Source organism: Ensifer sp. Root142 (genome assembly GCF_001426785.1).
In the GTDB taxonomy this organism is placed as follows: Bacteria; Pseudomonadota; Alphaproteobacteria; order Rhizobiales; family Rhizobiaceae; genus Ensifer; species Ensifer canadensis.
Genome location: NZ_LMFK01000016.1, coordinates 52,788 through 69,027, shown reverse-complemented (window position 1 = coordinate 69,027; position 16,240 = coordinate 52,788). Strand labels below are relative to the sequence as shown.

Sequence of the window (16,240 nt, the reverse complement as noted above, 5' to 3'; positions counted from 1 at the left end):
GCTTTCGGTGCCGGCGCGTGCCCTTTCCGTGTCGTGCGGATATCCAGGCCGACCTTTCGCAGGCCTTCAACGGCCTCGTTGATCGCGGCGATGCATCGGTTGGTCAACGCTGCTTCGAGTTCGTCGACGACCTCCGGAGCCGGCTCTTCCCGTGCAGGCGCCTTGCTGCCGCTGCCACGCCACTTAGAAAGATCGTTCATGCCTTCCCCCGTTCGTGTTCTTGTTAGGTCAGCACCGTGTGCATGACGTCGTTCCATTGGCCGTTGGACCAGGACAAGTCATTGCCGGCGTCGATCACTGTTTCGGTCGGATGTGACGGTGCGTCGTCGTCGCCGATGAAGGCGATGACTTCGTTGGCGAGCCGGTCGCCCTTGGGCGTCACGTCATGGGTATCGGTGTCGTGGTCGACAAGGCCGGCCTGGATCAGGATCGCATCGGAATAGACCTGGCCGCCGACATAGGTCGTGTGGCCGAAACTGTCGTAGTCGATGATCTGAGCGCTGTTGACGACGGCGTTTGCACCAGTGTGGATGGTAATGTCAGCATCCGGATTGTCGCTGAGGATCTTGCTGGCGACGTAACTGACGGAATCGGCGTCGCCGAGAATGCTGATCTGCTTGATGACATTGACGTCATACAGGTTGCCGGTGATGTAAAGAATGTTCAGGCCTTCATAGCCCTGGAAATTGAGGTCATGCGAAAAGCCTGAGGGCAGTTCGTCAATGCGGTCGTTGATGTTGTCGACGGCCTTCTGGATATAGTCCGGGATCGCTTCGAAGCGGTCATTCGCGCCGATGTTCTGGATCGACGCCTGGTTCCAGATCAGGTTGCCGCTCTCGTTTACGGTCATGCCGTTGCCGGCGGCAATGCCACTGATGTGGTCGTTGTCGTAGAAGACGGCGACCTGGGTGATCATGTTGAGGTCCAGGACCTTGCCGCCGACGATCACCAGGTCGTACTGGTCGCCCAAACCGAGGAAGGAAGCGAGGTTGACCGCCACGTTGCCACCGGTCAGGGCCGTTGTCTGGACGCCGGTGGTGGTCACGGTCACCGTGTCGTTGTCGTTTACGAAGTTGTACTGCTCGACCCAATGGACGAAGGAAACGTCGCCCTCCACCATGCTGACGCGCCAGGCGTTCGGGAAGATCGACGATTGAGCCGTATCGCCGTCCTGCTCGGAAGACGATGAATGATAGGCATCACGGCCGAAATTGGCGATGTTCATCGCAACCGTGCGTGACGTAGATTCGGCCGAGTTTTCACTCAGAACCCTATCCAGCCTGTCACTGTCGGCATAGGCGTAGGATTGCGAGATGATGTCGATCTGATGGTATCCGCCCATCACCGCCGTTACGGGGGCGATGACGCCGGTCTCGACGATGCTGACGATATTGGCGACGATGTTGGCGCCGGCTTCGACGTAAACGGAATTGCCGCTCTTGTCGTCTTCCTCCTGCAGCGGGCCGTCGGTGCCTTCCGGATCGGCAACCGGTTGCGCCAGTCCACGATCAGGCATGAAGTCCGCAAGAACCGGGGCTTCGTCGACGCGGCAGCCGTTGACGTAGACGCCCTCGATGCTGTCGGCGGCCAAGGCGAAATTGCCGTTGTCATCCCTTGGCAATTCGTCCGGAGAGACGGTCGTGGGAAGGTCGATTTCGTCGTCGAGCGGATCCGTAGTGGCGGGTTGCTCGGTGAGTACAATGGTTGTGCCAGCATCGGCGCCTGCGTTGAGGGCGGGCTCGCTGCTTGAGGCTGGCGGTTCCGGCAGTCGGTTTGCCGCGGCGTAGTCCGACAGATCGTCGGCGATTTTCGAGAGACCTTCAAAGGTGTCGACGCGGGTGTAGTGCGCGAATGGAGTGGCTTCGGCTGCCTCGGCGCTGAATTCGGCAAGTTTGTAGCTGACGTAGGTCGTGTCGCGCGGGGCGACCTCGGAATCCGTCATGTTCAGGGCGTCGTCGTCGCGCACCATATTGGCCTGGACCACATGGGCGATGACCGAGCCGGGGCCGTCGTGGACAATCAACTTGTCTTCGACAGGTGCCCCGTCGGGTTGGCCGAGGTTGGCGAACAGCTTCACCGGTACGGTATTGCCGTATTGGGCGACAGCATCGGCAAAATGATCGCCGAAGCCGCGGATCCGGCCGAACAGGTCCACATCGGCAATGTCATGGGAGGGCGCTCGATAAAGCACTTCAGGATCATAGTCGACCAGCTGGTATGAGGATGTAAAGTCGGACGGCTTTGCTTCGCCGTCTTCGAGCTGCTGCGCAACTTCCTTCAGATCACCGCCTTCGAGCTGCTTCTGCCTCAGCCGTGCTTCATCGGTATCGGCTTCGAACAGGCCGATGAAATGTGCAATGATTTCATTCACTCTTTCCGTATGCATTGTCCCGATCCTTCCCTTTTTTCCGCATCAAAGGGAGACTTCGGTGGGCCTAGACAGGAATGCCCCGGTAAAAAAGAAACGAACCGATCCGAAATCAAATCTGCGCGACTGCACCGGCCGCGCGGGGGGCCGGTGCAGTCTTCTCTTGTGAAACGGATCGATCAGCTGTCGGTGTCGTGACCGACATCCGTAGTGTGCGAATTGCCACCGATGACGCTGGAGTCGACGGTGTTGCTGACAAGGTTCGCGCCCTGGACGATTTCCTGATGGAAGCCGGAATTTGCCAGGATCGCCGACGAGTCGGAGGTCGTGCTGCCGTTGATGCCGTCACCGGCCTTGAGGTCCCAATCCGACTTGGTGTCGAAGTTCAGACCATCGCCGCCATCCGAGTGCCCGCCGTCGGCGCGCAGGTCGTTGTTGGCGTCCGAGTTGTTCATCCTGACGTCGTAGGCCTGGTCCTGATCGGCAAGGTTGTTGGCCTGTACCACGCTGAAACCGGTATCGTTGCCGGCGCCTTCGAGCGAGTTGTTGAGGATGTGGTCGACGTTCAGATTAAACGAGAAGTCGTCGCCGAGATTGAAGGTGAGGTCCCCACCGGCGATGCCGAGATTGTCGAAGTCCTTGACGTCCTTCAGCGTTGCAAAGTCGTCGTCCGATTTGGTGATGATGTCGTTGTCGGATGACGAGTAGTTGTTGCGATTGTCGCCGTTGTCGTTGGCTTCCGTCTTGATGTCGGTATCGATGTCTGTCTTGGTGGTAACCTTGCTGTCATAATCCCATTCATAGGAATTGTCGCGGTTGTCACCGTTGGCCTTCTGGTCGATATCTGTTTCGACCCTGCTGTTGTCCTTGTAATCGTAGTCGTAATTGTAGTCGGTCGAGCTGTCGGAGTAGTTGTTGCGGTTGTCGCCGTTTTCATTGGCCTCGGTCTTGATGTCGGTGTCGACATCCGTCTTGATGTGGGTGTCGTTGTCCTGCGAACTGTCGCTGTAGTTATTGCGGTCATTGCCGTTGGCGATGCCAACGTTGCTCGTTGACCCGTCGTCAACGTTCAGATCATTGGCAGCACTGGTTGCCAGTCCATCGGCGAGAGCGCCGACTTTCAGATCATCATCGGCCTTGATGCTATCGTCGAGAAGTGCGGACATGTGGTTCTCCTCCTGAGAAGGAGCCAGCACCGAAACCCCTACATCTTTATGAGGTTTTTATCCGGAGCTGGCTCTTTTTTGAATTTCAGATGATGCTCCCGCGGGATATTCATCTGTGGGGCCTCAATATATTTCAATGTTGTTTTAAGTATCGAATTGCGGCAGGTTAGTTCCTGCACTCAATCATTACGTGTGATTATGTCTTTGGTTTAATACTGATTTACGCTTCACTACGCTTACACATTCACACGGGCCGCGAGCCAGAACGCACACACAGGTACCGGGCTCGGATCACACGAAACTCAAGTGCGATGAGAGGAGTGTGGCTCTGAATACGACGGGACGATAGACATCAATTGGAGCTAGCATGCCATTTTTGGGCGAATTATCGGCGTTTTTTCGGGATTTTTTGGGGTTTTAGGGATCGCAAGGGTTTGTTAATCTTTGCAAAAATCGACCTGGCGCAACCTCTGGTGCTCGCGGGCAAGTTGCGCTTTAGAGCGCAGAGAGGTCTTGTCAGCCATCACGGGGAGTGCAATGCTCACCCCGAGAGATAGCTCCTAGGAAGTATTATTAGGTATATGCCTAAGGTTCTCTCTGGAGAGAAGCTATTTCTGGTGGCGAGAGCCGGCGCACGGACGGTGTGCGGCCGACGCTGCGGATGGAAATGGATGATATGGATGGCTGAGTAGCCTAGGCTGAAAGCCCATTCAGACGCTTCGGATACGATCTTGTTATACTTTTGGTTAAGAATTAGCCCAAAGATGGTTCTAATTAGAACGATTTAAGGGGCTTTGTGGAGGGCATCTAATCCTTTTGGGTTGTTTCACCCCTCCTACCTTTACGATACATTAGCTAGTGCGAATTTTCCGTCTGTGGAGAGGGTTCGCGCTATCCACTGGTCACGAATCAATTTGCTGAGATGGGCGTAACTCCGAGTCAGGCTGGCGCACCCATAAGAATAAATGGGAAAACCCGAGGAGGGCGTAATGCATCCTGAAGGCCATAACGTGGGCGATTTTGAAGATAACAACAAGGCTTTGTCGCAAAAGAAAAAGATTGTCATGCTTGCCAAGATCGACCTGTTTGCCGAGTGCTTGATGCAGGCGGTCGGCTCCCGGTTTTCTGGACATGACGTCGTTAGTCTTTCCGACCCCGACAATTTGCTCGACGGCAATCTCGTCGATGTTTCTTTGATCATGCTATACCGCATGTCTGCCAAGACATTTCCGACAATCCTGCGGACCATTCACGAGTTCCATCCCAAGGCCTCGATCGGACTGGTGGTGGACAATGCCGAAGAACTCGATCCGTCGATCGCCGGTTTTGTTGAAGAGCGGTTGATCCATGGTGTCCTTCCTCTCAACCTGCACCTTGATGTCTGCCTTGCGGCGATCGATCTGCTGATGAAGGGGGGCGAGCATTTCCCGGCTGCACTGTTGCGGCGGCTGTCGGTAGACCCCTTTAACTCGGCCAAGCTCTATGGTCGGCAGGCGGAAGCGTCCGATGCTGCTGTCTATGCGAATGCCGGAAAGCGGCGGCGGGAGGCAAGTCTGGGTGGGTTAACAACCCGCGAAGTGCAGATTCTCGATTTGATCTGCATGGGAACCCAGAACAAGATTATCGCCGATCGCCTTGGGTTGTCGGAAAACACCGTGAAGGTTCACGTCCGCAACATCTACAAGAAGATGAATGTGCGAAACCGGACGGAAGCAGCATCGCGCTATTTTACCACCGATGCGGATTCCGAGCACGCGGCGGGACCGTTTTCTTCGCGCTGGAAGAACTGACGCCGTGAGACGTCGGGGATGATGCTTCCGTTGCTCATCGCCAATTGGCGACTTTGAGGGACGGTTTGCGTTGGGCGCGGTTTAACCCAAGTACTCTCACGTCGTCTGTGATGTTTGTTGCGGTGGCCCAGGCGGGCATCGCATGCTTTGTCGTGGCGGCGAGTATCGCGTGTCGCAGACAGAGGTGCGAGGAAGCGTGGCCGTATGGCGTAGATCCGATATGTCGTTGATGCCGGATGGTTGAGTAATTATTCTTCAGTTATGTAGTTATACGAAGATATTTCGATGGATGTAATTATATCTTCTCGCTTTCTGTTTATAATTTGTGATGTCTGCTGATTTTTTGTTCAAATTAGGTACATGTTTTGTGATTGTAACTTTATTGTGTATGGCATCATATATTGTTATTTTAGTTCCGTGTTGACTATGTATTAATTATTTGCTAATCATCTAACATAATAAATTACTGAAGAAGGATTCGTGGTCCTTCTGGATATTATTTTTATATTGTCGGGTCGTGTTTTGAATTCTTGATAAAGAATATTTCCTTATTGTAGCTTTCAGTCACGTCTCGTCTCCAATCACCAGGTGCAATGGTGTGTATAATAATTGGAGGTGTGTAATGCGTCAGGTCGGTCGTGGTCAGCTGCCGGTTGTCGGCGGGCAGGATTTTCTGAAGAAGGTAGCAGGCATACCCAAGCGAATACTGGTGACCGGAGGCGGCGGATTTCTCGGGTCTCATCTTTGCGAAAGACTTCTTTGTCTGGGGCACAGCGTTGTCTGCCTCGACAACTTCTCGACCGGTCGGCGAGAAAACCTCTCTCATCTCAGCGAGACAAGCCGCTTCCAGATCGTCGAGCACGACGTCCGCAAACCTTTCCTTTTTGACGTGGACGTCATCTTCAACTTTGCTTCACCGGCATCTCCGCCGGACTATCAGGCCGACCCGGTGGGAACGTTGATGACCAACGTGCTCGGCGCCATGAATGCGCTGGAAAACGCCCGCGCCACCGGGGCCACGGTCGTGCAATCCTCCACATCGGAGGTCTACGGCGATCCGCTGCACAGCCCGCAGCGCGAAAGCTACTTCGGCAACGTCAACCCGATCGGGCCGCGCGCCTGCTATGATGAGGGCAAGCGATCGGCCGAGACATTGTTCTTCGACTATCACCGCACCTACGGAGTAAAGACGAAGGTCGCGCGGATCTTCAACACCTATGGGCCGCGGATGCGCCCCGACGATGGACGCGTCATCTCGAATTTCGTGGTGCAGGCGCTGCTCGGCAAGGACCTCACAATCTATGGCGATGGCCATCAGACGCGGTCGTTCTGCTATGTCGACGATCTCATCGAGGGCTTCATACGGTTATCGATCTCGGATGACGGCTGCATCGGCCCGATCAACCTTGGAAACCCAGGCGAGTTCACGGTTCTCGAACTTGCCGAGATGATCCGCACGATGACCGGCTCACGCTCGCGCATCGTGCACCGTGCGGCAGCCGTCGACGATCCGCGTCAGCGCCGGCCGGATATTTCCCAGGCCATGGCGGAGCTCGGCTGGGAGCCCAAGGTCGCGCTACGCGAAGGGCTTCAACGCGCCATTGCCTATTTCGATCGCCGCCTGGGCGCGTCAGATCTCGCCGTGGCGGGAGAGGCGGTATGATATGTCGCGCGTCGTTCTTGTCACCGGCGGAGCCGGCTTCATAGGCAGCCATACCTGCAAACGCCTCGATGAGGCCGGCTTCCTGCCTGTTGTCTACGACAATCTGTCGACGGGGCACCGGACCAATGTCCGCTGGGGACCATTGGTCGAAGGAGGGCTCGAAGACACGGATCGGATCGTCGAGGCTATACGGACCTTCAAACCCGAATGCCTGATCCACTTCGCGGCCTCCGCCTACGTCGGAGAATCGGTCGAGGATCCCGGAAAGTATTATCGCAACAATGTCGCCGGCAGCGTTTCGCTGCTCGAGGCCTGCCGTCAAGCGGGGCTGGCGCGTGTCGTCTTTTCCAGCACCTGCGCGACCTATGGCGTGCCGCCGCGTTTGCCGATCACCGAGGACACGATCCAGCTTCCGGTCAATCCTTACGGTCGCACGAAGCTGATGATCGAATTGATGCTCGGCGACTATGCCCGGGCCTACGGGTTCCGGTCGGTTGCATTGCGTTATTTCAATGCCGCCGGCGCCGATCCCGATGGGCAGCTGACCGAGCGGCACGATCCCGAGACCCACCTGATCCCGCGGGCATTGATGGCCGCAGCCGGCCGCCTCGATAGGCTCGATGTCTTCGGCGACGACTACGATACGCCCGACGGCACCTGCATCCGCGACTACATTCACGTCATGGACCTGGCCGAGGCGCATGTTGCCGCCGTTGACTACCTGCGCAACGGCGGCGAGCCGCTCAAGGCCAATCTCGGTTCGGGCCACGGCACATCGGTCCGGCAGGTGATCGACGCCATCCATCAGGTGACCCGCAGACGGGTTCCCGTGCAGCTTCTGGCGCGTCGCGCCGGCGACCCGCCGGTGCTGTATGCCGACACCACCTGGGCACGCCGGACGCTCGGCTTCCGGCCGTCGCTGTCCAATATCGAAACCATCATCCGAACGGCTGCCCCCGGTTTCGGGCTGGAGGTACGGTCATGACAGGCAAGATGTCATTCGCCCCATCCGCCAGGTCCGCTGCCTTGACGGCGGCGCCGGCCGGCGATGCTTCGGCGATGCTCGTGGCGCTTTTTTCGACACGCATGCGGATTGCGAACGGCTTCGGCATCGCAGCCTGGATTGTCGCATTCCTGTTCTTCTGGGCGTGGTGGCTTGATCCCGCCCATGTCACCCATTGGCCATCCTACGTCATGATTACGATCGTGGTCGGCTGGATCACACTACTGCCTGCCTATTTCATCTTCATCTTCGCAGGCGCCAAGGTCGCGGGAAAGAACGGCCGGGCCGTCCCGAACGGCCGGATCGCCATGGTCGTGACCAAGGCGCCGTCAGAACCTTTCACTGTTGTCCGCAAGACGCTGCTGGCAATGCTCGATCAGATCGGCTGCGATTACGACGTATGGCTGGCGGACGAGGATCCGTCGCCTGAGACGATCGATTGGTGCGCGCGGCAGGGTGTGCTCGTTTCGACGCGCAAGGGGGTTGCTGACTACCACCGCGCCACCTGGCCGCGGCGCACCCGCTGCAAGGAGGGAAACCTCGCCTATTTCTACGATCATTATGGCTATGAACGCTATGATTTCGTCGCCCAGTTCGATGCCGATCACGTGCCGGAGCCGACCTATCTCGTCGAGGTGCTGCGCCCGTTCAACGACCCGAAGGTCGGCTACGTCTCGGCGCCAAGCATCTGCGATGCCAATGCGGCGCGCAGCTGGTCGGCGCGCGGTCGCCTTCACGCCGAAGCGAGCCTGCACGGCTCGTTGCAGGCGGGCTACAACAACGGCTGGGCGCCGCTTTGCATCGGCTCGCATTATGCCGTTCGCACCAAGGCGCTGAGAGAGGTCGGCGGTCTCGGGCCAGAGCTTGCCGAAGATCATTCGACCACGCTCCTGATGAACGCCGGCGGCTGGAAGGGCGTGCATGCCCTGCATGCGATCGCCCATGGGGATGGGCCCGCGACCTTTGCCGATCTCGTTATCCAGGAATTCCAGTGGTCGCGCAGCCTGGTAACGATCCTGCTCAAATATTCGCCGGTCTATGTGCCCAGGCTGCCGATGCGGCTGAAGTTCCAGTTCGTCTTCTCGCAGCTCTGGTACCCGCTGTTTTCCCTGTTCATGGCGTTGATGTTCGTCATGCCGATCATGGCGCTGGTCATGGGGCGGAGCTTCGTCGCCGCCACCTATCCCGACTTCCTGCTGCACTTCGCGCCGCTGTCGCTGGTTCTGATCGGGCTTGCCTATTTCTGGCGCTCGACCGGCACGTTCCGTCCTTTTGATGCGCGGGTTCTCAGCTGGGAAGGCATGCTGTTTCTCTTTGCCCGCTGGCCTTGGTCGCTGCTCGGCTGCGCCGCGGCTGTGCGCGATCACGTCAGCGGCTCCTTTGTCGATTTCCGCATCACGCCCAAGGGCGCAGGACCGGCAGCCCCCCTGCCGCTGCGCGTCATGATGCCCTACCTCCTGCTATCGCTCGGCTCAGCGCTTGCGCTTTGGCTCGTCTCCGACGCCGGCACGGCGCGCGGCTTCTACATCTTTACCGGCATCAATGCCCTTGTTTACGCCGGGCTGGCTGCCACCATCCACGTCCAGCATGCGCGGGAGAACCGCCTTGCCCTCGTTCCCCGTACGGCCATGACGGCGCTGACCGCTGGCTGTCTCGTGGTCATTTCGGTGCTGTCGGGACAGTCGGCCATCCGCCATGGCGCGGAGGCCACCGAGGCGCTCTCGCAGGGACTCGGTTTCGTCGGGCTCACCGAAGCGAAGTTTTCGGTCGCCGGTGCCGGGCAGGGTGGATCGGACCTCAGGGTCGTTCGTTTTCGCCTGAAATGGAAAGGGTTTTCGTCGTCCGCGACAGACGGGCTGCGGAAAGGCTCCGGCTTGCCGGAGGTGCGTGAGACGAGGGTGACAGGCAAGGTCGGGCGGCTTCAGGCATCGCTGTAGCGCAGCGTGCCGCAGGCCTCTCGCACCGCAAAAGGCCCTCAAGCGAGGAGAAAAAATGATGAAACGGTCCATGAATGTATTGTTTTTGCCGCTTCTGCTGCCTCTCGCAGCCTTTGCGGTCTATACCGGCGCGCAACCCGCCAGGGCGAAGACGGAGATCAAGCCGATCCCCTTGAGCGCCTACGAGGTCTATTCTCTCTACCGGAACAAGACCTGGCAATGGCCGACGGGCGGCGCCCGCTTCACCGCGCATGACAGGAAGCTGGTCGCCTTCGTGAACGACAAGGGCAAACGCTCGTTTGCGGAAGGCAACTGGTACGTCAGTGATCTCGGTATGATGTGCATGCAGGCGAAATGGACGGCGCTCGATGGCTCCGGTCCGGCCCGCACCTGTTTCGGGCACAGCAAGATTGGCGACACGATTTATCAGCGGCGCGTGCCGAATGGCGAGTGGTACGTCTTCAAACATGCCAAGCCCAAGCCCGGCGACGAATACAGGAAACTCGTTGCTTCCGACGCAATCACGGAAAAGGCGTTACGCCTGAAGGACCAATACCTGGTCAAGAAGAGCGGTCGAACCGCCACAGGAGGATGACATGAAACGCAAATTGGCATTCGCCCTATGCACTGCGCTCGCCTTCAATCTGGGGTCCGGCGCGGGCCTGGTATCAGCGTTGGCACAGGAGAAGGCCGATCTTGCCGCCAATGGTAATGCAGGTCAGACACAGACAATGGCCGACAAGCGCCCCGTCATCCACCCCGGCGGAACGCGGCTCGGTGCCTATGATCCGCATGGCGATTTCGGCGACCAGACCGATGTCTCGACAGAGCATCTGTTCCTGCCATGGGAAGACGTGGATCTGGAATCGTTGCGCCTGGCTGACGCCTACGCGCTTCAGCGCAAGCGCAAGCTGCTGGTTACCATCGAGCCGTGGTCATGGTCGCTCGACTGGAAGCTGACGCCTGACCAGTTGCGCGACCGGACACTCAGGGGCGACTACGACGCCAACATGGAAGCGATCGCCAGCATGCTTGCCGAGCTGAAGAGCCCGGTCATCGTGCGCTGGGGGCAGGAGATGGAGGACACATCGGGACGGTTCTCCTGGGCCGGATGGGCGCCGCAGGACTACGTCAAAGCCTACAAGCACGCGATGGATATCGTGCGCAAACGAGTACCCAATGTCCAGCTGATGTGGTCGCCCAAGGGCATGCCGAACCTCGGCGAGTACTATCCGGGCGACGACTATGTCGATCTCGTCGGTCTTTCGGTGTTCGGTCTCGAACAGTTCGACGCGATCGAATACGGCGGGCCTCACACCTTCAAGCAGGCGCTGAAACCCGGCTACGGTCTTGTCGCCAAATACAACAAGCCGATCTGGGTCGCCGAGCTCGGTTGGCAGGGCGGCGCGCCCTACATGCAGTCCTGGATCGACACCGCCACACAGCCCGACCCGGATTTCCCAAACCTGGCCGAGGTCGTCTATTTCAACGATCGGGACGTGCATGAATGGCCGCATGAACTCGGTCGGCCGAACTGGCGCGTGGTCAACGACGCCACGAACTGAGTGCGGCGACAGTGCCGGAACCAAAAAAGCCCCTCGCCAGCGGGCGAGAGGCTTGTAAGACTCGAGAATAGCGCCACCACAAGAGAATGGAGGCGCTGTCCGTGCTACTCGGCCGCCTGCGGCCCGAGTTCGCCACGGCGGATCTGGTCGGCCTCGATCGATTCGAACAGGGCGCGGAAATTGCCCTCGCCGAAACCTTCGTCACCCTTACGCTGGATGAACTCGAAGAAGATCGGTCCGATGACGGTCTTCGAGAAGATCTGCAGCAGGATCTTCGTCATGCCGCCGTTCACCACGCCTTCGCCATCGATCAGGATACCGTGCTTCTTCATCCGGTCGATCGGTTCGTCATGGCCGTGTACACGGTCATGCGACATGTCGTAGTAGGTTTCCGGCGGGCCTGGCATGAACTTCAGGCCATTGTCCGCCAGCTTGTCGGTGGCGTCGTAGATGCCTTCGGTGCCGACGGCGATGTGCTGGATGCCTTCGCCCTTGTATTTGCGCAGATATTCCTCGATCTGGCTGGTATCGTCCTTGGACTCGTTCAGCGGAATGCGAATCTTGCCGCAGGGCGAGGTGATCGCCCGGCTGACGAGGCCGGTGATGCGGCCGTCGATGTCGAAGAAATGGATCTGGGTGAAGTTGAACAGCTCGCGGTAGAAGGCCCACCACTTGTCCATGTTGCCGCGATAGACGTTGTGCGTCAGGTGGTCGAGATAATAGAAGCCGACGCCTTCCGGCTTCGGATTGCGCTCGCCGGTCCATTCGAATTCGGCCTCATAGGCCGAGCCCTTGGCGCCGTAGGTATCGACGAAATAGAGCAGCGACCCGCCGATGCCGACGATCGCAGGAACATCGAGACATTTGTCGGTGCCTTCGTAGGGGATGGCTCCCTTGGAGACCGCGTGGTCGAAGGTGTGCTTGGCGTCGACGACGCGCCAGGCCATCGACGGGGCGCAGGGGCCGTGCTCGTCGACGAAGCGCATGGCATGCGAGCCCGGCTCGGCATTCAGGATGTAATTGATATCGCCCTGTCGCCAGACGGTAATGTTCTTGCTCTTGTGTCTCGCGACAGGGCTGTAGCCCATGCGGGTAAAGAGCTCGGCGAGCTTCTCCGGCTCCGGATGGGCGAATTCGACGAATTCGAAGCCATCCGTACCAGCCGGGTTCTCCGCGGTAATCGTTGCGGGCGGGGCGTCATGCGGGAACGGGCCCATCGGAAGTCTCCTCTTTAAGTTCTCCAGATTTCTCTGGCCTCCAAACTTTGCTGGAGTATGACGCAAATTCGATGCATGATGCTTGTATTCTTGTGCGTTTTGAGCAGGATGCCGCACAAAACGTGCGAAATACTGTATAAGGATGCATGAATGGAGCAGCTTGACGGGTTCGATCTCAAGATCCTCAGCGAACTGCAGCGCGACGGACATCTCACCAACAACGAGCTATCGGAGCGCATCGCCCTTTCGCCCTCGCAATGCTCGCGCCGCCGCACCCGCCTGGAGGCGGAAGGCTTCATCACGGGCTATCAGGCGCAGATCGACCGGCAGAAGCTCGGACTCGATCTGATGGTGGTGATTTCGGTGACGCTCGCCACCCACAACCGCGACAACGCCAAGCGCTTCGGCAAGCTGATCTCGGCTCTGCCCGAGGTTCTGGAGGCTTACGCGCTGACCGGCGAAATGGATTATCACCTGCGGGTGGTGACGCCGGACCTCGCCGGCCTCTCGCGCTTCGTCAACGATGTGCTGCTGCCGCATGACAGCGTGCAGCACGTCAAGACGTCGATCGTGCTCGACACCTTGAAGAGTTTCCAGGGCGTGCCGATCCCGGAACGCATGAAAGGCTGATATCAGCGCCGGCTGGTACAAGGCTCATTTGCGGGAAGGGCGCTTCTCGGCCCTGTCGATCGCCCGTTCGATCGCTTCAAGGCCGGCGCATAGCGCCTTCAAGCCGCCGGCGCCGATCAGTTCGTTGAGGTGCGCCTGGTAGACGCTCGCAAGTCCTGTGAGTTCGCCATAGGCCAGCCGGCCGGCCCTGGTCAGTTCCAGATGTTCCAACCGGCGGTCGTCTTCGTCCTCGCTGCGCTTCAGCCAGCGCCGCTCCTCAAGCGCCGAGACGGCGCGGCTGACCTTGGTCTTGTGCATGGCCGAATGGGTGCCGACTTCCGTCGCCGTCATCGCACGGGCCGAGCTTCCAAGCGCCGCCAGCGTGCGCCACTCGGGGCGCGTCAACTGATAGCGCGCCTTGTATTCGGCTGCGAAGCGCACGGAGACGAACTCGGCGGCGCGGTTCAGTCGGTAGGGCAGGAATGCGTTGAGCTCGAAGCCATCGGCCGCCATCTGTGGCATCCTTGATAGTTACAAAATCGATAGTTACGATTGCAACTAATAGGGCGGCAGCGCGCCACCGTCCATTCGGATTTGGGGCGGCGCCCATATGTATAGAACGTGCCGTGGACTTCCGGGATCAGCCGTGATCCTCGATGGGCAGGCACCAGAGGAGGAGGTTGAGGTCATGTTGGACAAGGCACAGAAGCAGGCGGGCGCCGGGTCGACTGCTGATCAGTCGCTTGATTACATGCCGGGGTTCGGCAACGATTTCGAGACCGAAAGCCTGCCGGGCGCCTTGCCGCAGGGCCAGAACAGTCCGCAGAAATGCGCCTACGGTCTTTATGCCGAACAGCTCTCCGGTTCGCCCTTCACCGCGCCGCGCGGCACCAATGAGCGCTCCTGGCTCTACCGTATTCGCCCGAGCGTGCGTCACACCGGGCGGTTCCAGAAAATCGACTATCCGTACTGGAAGACCGGGCCGCATGTGGCCGATCATTCGCTGGCTCTTGGCCAGTTGCGCTGGGGGCCGCTGCCGGCGCCGTCGGAAAAATTGAACTTCCTCGAAGGCATCCGCACCATGACGACGGCCGGCGACGCGCTGACGCAGGGCGGCATGGCAGCCCACGCCTATGCCTTCAACGCCGATATGGTCGACGACTATTTCTTCAACGCCGACGGCGAGCTTTTGATCGTGCCGGAATGCGGCGCCATCCAGGTGTTCACCGAACTCGGCAAGATGGATGTCGAGCCTTCGGAGATCTGCCTGGTGCCGCGCGGCACCATGTTCAAGGTGACCAGGCTTGGCGACGAAAAGGTCTGGCGCGGTTACATCTGCGAAAACTACGGCGCCAAGTTCACACTGCCGGATCGCGGTCCGATCGGCGCCAACTGCCTTGCCAATCCGCGCGACTTCAAGACGCCGGTAGCTGCATATGAAGAAAAGGAAACGCCCTGCCGCGTGCATGTGAAGTGGTGCGGCGCCTTCCACGTCACCGAGATCGGCCATTCGCCACTCGACGTCATCGCCTGGCATGGCAATTACGCGCCCTATAAATACGATCTCAGGACCTTTTCGCCTGTTGGAGCGATCCTGTTCGATCATCCTGATCCGTCGATCTTCACCGTGCTCACCGCGCCGTCGGGCGAGGAGGGAACGGCGAATGTCGATTTCGTCATCTTCCCGCCGCGCTGGCTGGTGGCCGAACACACCTTCCGGCCGCCCTGGTATCACCGCAACATCATGAGCGAGTTCATGGGCCTGATCTATGGTCGCTATGATGCCAAGGAGGAGGGCTTCGTGCCCGGCGGCATGAGCCTGCACAACATGATGCTGGCCCACGGGCCGGACGCATCAGGTTACGACAAGGCGACAAACAGCGAGTTGAAACCGGTGAAGCTCGATCATACGATGGCCTTCATGTTCGAAACCCGCTTTCCGCAGCAATTGACCCGCTTCGCCGCCGAACTGGAGACGTTGCAGGACAACTACATCGATTGCTGGACCGATCTGAAAAAGCGCTTCAACGGCACGCCGGAAGGCGACTGGTCTTGAGAGCACGCCTGGTTCTGCTCGGCAGCAAGGGTGGCCCGGCAATCCGTCCGGGCGGCCCTTCGCCGACCTCGTCCTTGCTTGAAATCGGCGGCCGCACTGTGGTTGTCGACTGCGGCCTCGGCGTCACCCGCGGCCTCACCGATGCCGGCGTCAGCCTCAAAGCGCTGGATTTGATCTTCATCACCCATCTGCATTCCGATCACGTGCTCGAGCTCGGGCCCTTGATCCACACCGCTTGGACCGCCGGTCTCGCAACGACCGTGCGCGTCTTCGGCCCGCCGGGAACCCGCGACTACTGGCACGGCTTTCTGCAGGCGATGAAATTCGACATCGTTATCCGCGTCATCGACGAGGGCCGGCCCGATCTGCGCCAACTCGTCGACATCGTCGAATTTGCCGAGGGCCCGGTCCTGGCCGAAGGCGACCTGGCGGTGTCGGCGCTGCGCGTCGATCATCCGCCGGTGACCGATTGCTTCGCGCTGCGGTTCGACCATGCGGAGGCGAGCGTGGTATTTTCGGCCGACACGGCCTATTTCCCGCCGCTCGCCGATTTCGCTGATCGTGCCGACATTCTGGTGCATGAGGCAATGCTGGCAGAGGGCGTCGATCGGCTGGTGGCGCGCACCGGCAACGGCGCGCGGCTGAAGGAGCACCTGCTGGCAAGCCACAGTTTTGCCGGAGAGGCCGGTGCGATTGCCACGGCGGCCGGCGTCGGGCGGTTGGTGCTGCATCATCTCATCCCGGCCGACGATCCTGAAATCACGCACGCTCATTGGACGGCTGCCACGCGCAAAAGCTGGACCGGTGCCTTGACGATCGCGTCTGACGGCCTTGTTGTGGAACTTGCGGACGAATCGTCTGCGTAG

13 protein-coding genes are annotated in these 16,240 nt (G+C 59.3%); 9 read left to right on the top strand and 4 right to left on the bottom strand.

The annotated features are described in order from the left end of the window. Positions 1-223: 223 nt before the first annotated feature. Both ASD52_RS18650 and ASD52_RS18645 read right to left on the bottom strand, forming a co-directional pair. Complete coding sequence (locus tag ASD52_RS18650) at positions 224-2,386, bottom strand: hypothetical protein (protein WP_025424964.1); 2,163 nt, start codon at positions 2,384-2,386, stop codon at positions 224-226. 161 nt (positions 2,387-2,547) lie between these two features. Continuing rightward, positions 2,548-3,534, bottom strand: coding sequence for a hypothetical protein (locus tag ASD52_RS18645; RefSeq protein WP_057225143.1), 987 nt, complete (start codon positions 3,532-3,534; stop codon positions 2,548-2,550). Positions 3,535-4,523: 989 nt separating this feature from the next. On the opposite strand from ASD52_RS18645, the gene ASD52_RS18640 reads away from it, so the two are divergent. The 6 genes from ASD52_RS18640 to ASD52_RS18615 all read left to right on the top strand — a co-directional run bounded on the left by ASD52_RS18640 (position 4,524) and on the right by ASD52_RS18615 (position 11,492). Continuing rightward, positions 4,524-5,324: a response regulator transcription factor gene (locus ASD52_RS18640; protein WP_025424962.1), complete on the top strand. Its 801-nt coding sequence runs from the start codon at positions 4,524-4,526 to the stop codon at positions 5,322-5,324. A 622-nt stretch (positions 5,325-5,946) separates the two neighbouring features. Beyond that, positions 5,947-6,987, top strand: a complete 1,041-nt coding sequence (locus ASD52_RS18635; RefSeq protein WP_025424961.1) for a UDP-glucuronic acid decarboxylase family protein — start codon at positions 5,947-5,949, stop codon at positions 6,985-6,987. Between the two features lies 1 nt (position 6,988). Further along, complete coding sequence (gene galE / locus ASD52_RS18630; protein WP_025424960.1) at positions 6,989-7,972, top strand: UDP-glucose 4-epimerase GalE; 984 nt, start codon at positions 6,989-6,991, stop codon at positions 7,970-7,972. A 74-nt stretch (positions 7,973-8,046) separates the two neighbouring features. Beyond that, the gene (locus tag ASD52_RS18625) at positions 8,047-9,927 is read left to right on the top strand and encodes a glycosyltransferase family 2 protein (RefSeq protein ID WP_113569557.1); all 1,881 of its coding nucleotides are present in this window, start codon (positions 8,047-8,049) and stop codon (positions 9,925-9,927) included. Positions 9,928-9,997: 70 nt separating this feature from the next. Then, on the top strand, positions 9,998-10,522 hold the full coding sequence (locus ASD52_RS18620; protein WP_244497483.1) for a DUF995 domain-containing protein: 525 nt from the start codon (positions 9,998-10,000) through the stop codon (positions 10,520-10,522). A gap of 1 nt (position 10,523) precedes the next feature. Beyond that, entirely contained in the window at positions 10,524-11,492 is a 969-nt protein-coding gene (locus ASD52_RS18615; RefSeq protein ID WP_025424957.1) for a glycosyl hydrolase, read from the top strand. Positions 11,493-11,596: 104 nt separating this feature from the next. Here ASD52_RS18615 and hppD read toward each other — a convergent pair whose 3' ends face one another. Beyond that, a complete protein-coding gene (hppD, locus tag ASD52_RS18610; protein WP_025424956.1) occupies positions 11,597-12,709 on the bottom strand; it encodes a 4-hydroxyphenylpyruvate dioxygenase in 1,113 nt (370 codons plus the stop codon). A gap of 150 nt (positions 12,710-12,859) precedes the next feature. Here hppD and ASD52_RS18605 point away from each other — a divergent pair, with 150 nt between their 5' ends. Further along, entirely contained in the window at positions 12,860-13,339 is a 480-nt protein-coding gene (locus ASD52_RS18605; RefSeq protein WP_025424955.1) for an Lrp/AsnC family transcriptional regulator, read from the top strand. Between the two features lie 24 nt (positions 13,340-13,363). Here the strand turns inward: ASD52_RS18605 and ASD52_RS18600 are convergent, their stop codons facing one another. Continuing rightward, the gene (locus ASD52_RS18600) at positions 13,364-13,831 is read right to left on the bottom strand and encodes a MarR family transcriptional regulator (RefSeq protein WP_057225141.1); all 468 of its coding nucleotides are present in this window, start codon (positions 13,829-13,831) and stop codon (positions 13,364-13,366) included. 175 nt (positions 13,832-14,006) lie between these two features. Here ASD52_RS18600 and hmgA point away from each other — a divergent pair, with 175 nt between their 5' ends. Together hmgA and ASD52_RS18590 are read left to right on the top strand one after the other, a co-directional pair. Next, the gene (hmgA, locus tag ASD52_RS18595) at positions 14,007-15,374 is read left to right on the top strand and encodes a homogentisate 1,2-dioxygenase (protein ID WP_025424953.1); all 1,368 of its coding nucleotides are present in this window, start codon (positions 14,007-14,009) and stop codon (positions 15,372-15,374) included. Next, on the top strand, positions 15,371-16,240 hold the full coding sequence (locus tag ASD52_RS18590) for an MBL fold metallo-hydrolase (RefSeq protein WP_156612995.1): 870 nt from the start codon (positions 15,371-15,373) through the stop codon (positions 16,238-16,240). Before hmgA ends, ASD52_RS18590 begins: the two co-directional genes overlap by 4 nt.

Bases quoted from the DNA above. Each gene is read 5' to 3' on its own strand.
- ASD52_RS18600 (WP_057225141.1), bottom strand. From the start codon at position 13,831: ATGGCGGCCGATGGCTTCGAGCTCAACGCATTCCTGCCCTACCGACTG.
- ASD52_RS18615 (WP_025424957.1), top strand. From the start codon at position 10,524: ATGAAACGCAAATTGGCATTCGCCCTATGCACTGCGCTCGCCTTCAAT.
- ASD52_RS18625 (WP_113569557.1), top strand. From the start codon at position 8,047: ATGCTCGTGGCGCTTTTTTCGACACGCATGCGGATTGCGAACGGCTTC.
- ASD52_RS18650 (WP_025424964.1), bottom strand. From the start codon at position 2,386: ATGCATACGGAAAGAGTGAATGAAATCATTGCACATTTCATCGGCCTG.
- hmgA (WP_025424953.1), top strand. From the start codon at position 14,007: ATGTTGGACAAGGCACAGAAGCAGGCGGGCGCCGGGTCGACTGCTGAT.
- ASD52_RS18635 (WP_025424961.1), top strand. From the start codon at position 5,947: ATGCGTCAGGTCGGTCGTGGTCAGCTGCCGGTTGTCGGCGGGCAGGAT.
- galE (WP_025424960.1), top strand. From the start codon at position 6,989: ATGTCGCGCGTCGTTCTTGTCACCGGCGGAGCCGGCTTCATAGGCAGC.
- ASD52_RS18605 (WP_025424955.1), top strand. From the start codon at position 12,860: ATGGAGCAGCTTGACGGGTTCGATCTCAAGATCCTCAGCGAACTGCAG.
- ASD52_RS18640 (WP_025424962.1), top strand. From the start codon at position 4,524: ATGCATCCTGAAGGCCATAACGTGGGCGATTTTGAAGATAACAACAAG.
- ASD52_RS18620 (WP_244497483.1), top strand. From the start codon at position 9,998: ATGAATGTATTGTTTTTGCCGCTTCTGCTGCCTCTCGCAGCCTTTGCG.
- hppD (WP_025424956.1), bottom strand. From the start codon at position 12,709: ATGGGCCCGTTCCCGCATGACGCCCCGCCCGCAACGATTACCGCGGAG.
- ASD52_RS18645 (WP_057225143.1), bottom strand. From the start codon at position 3,534: ATGTCCGCACTTCTCGACGATAGCATCAAGGCCGATGATGATCTGAAA.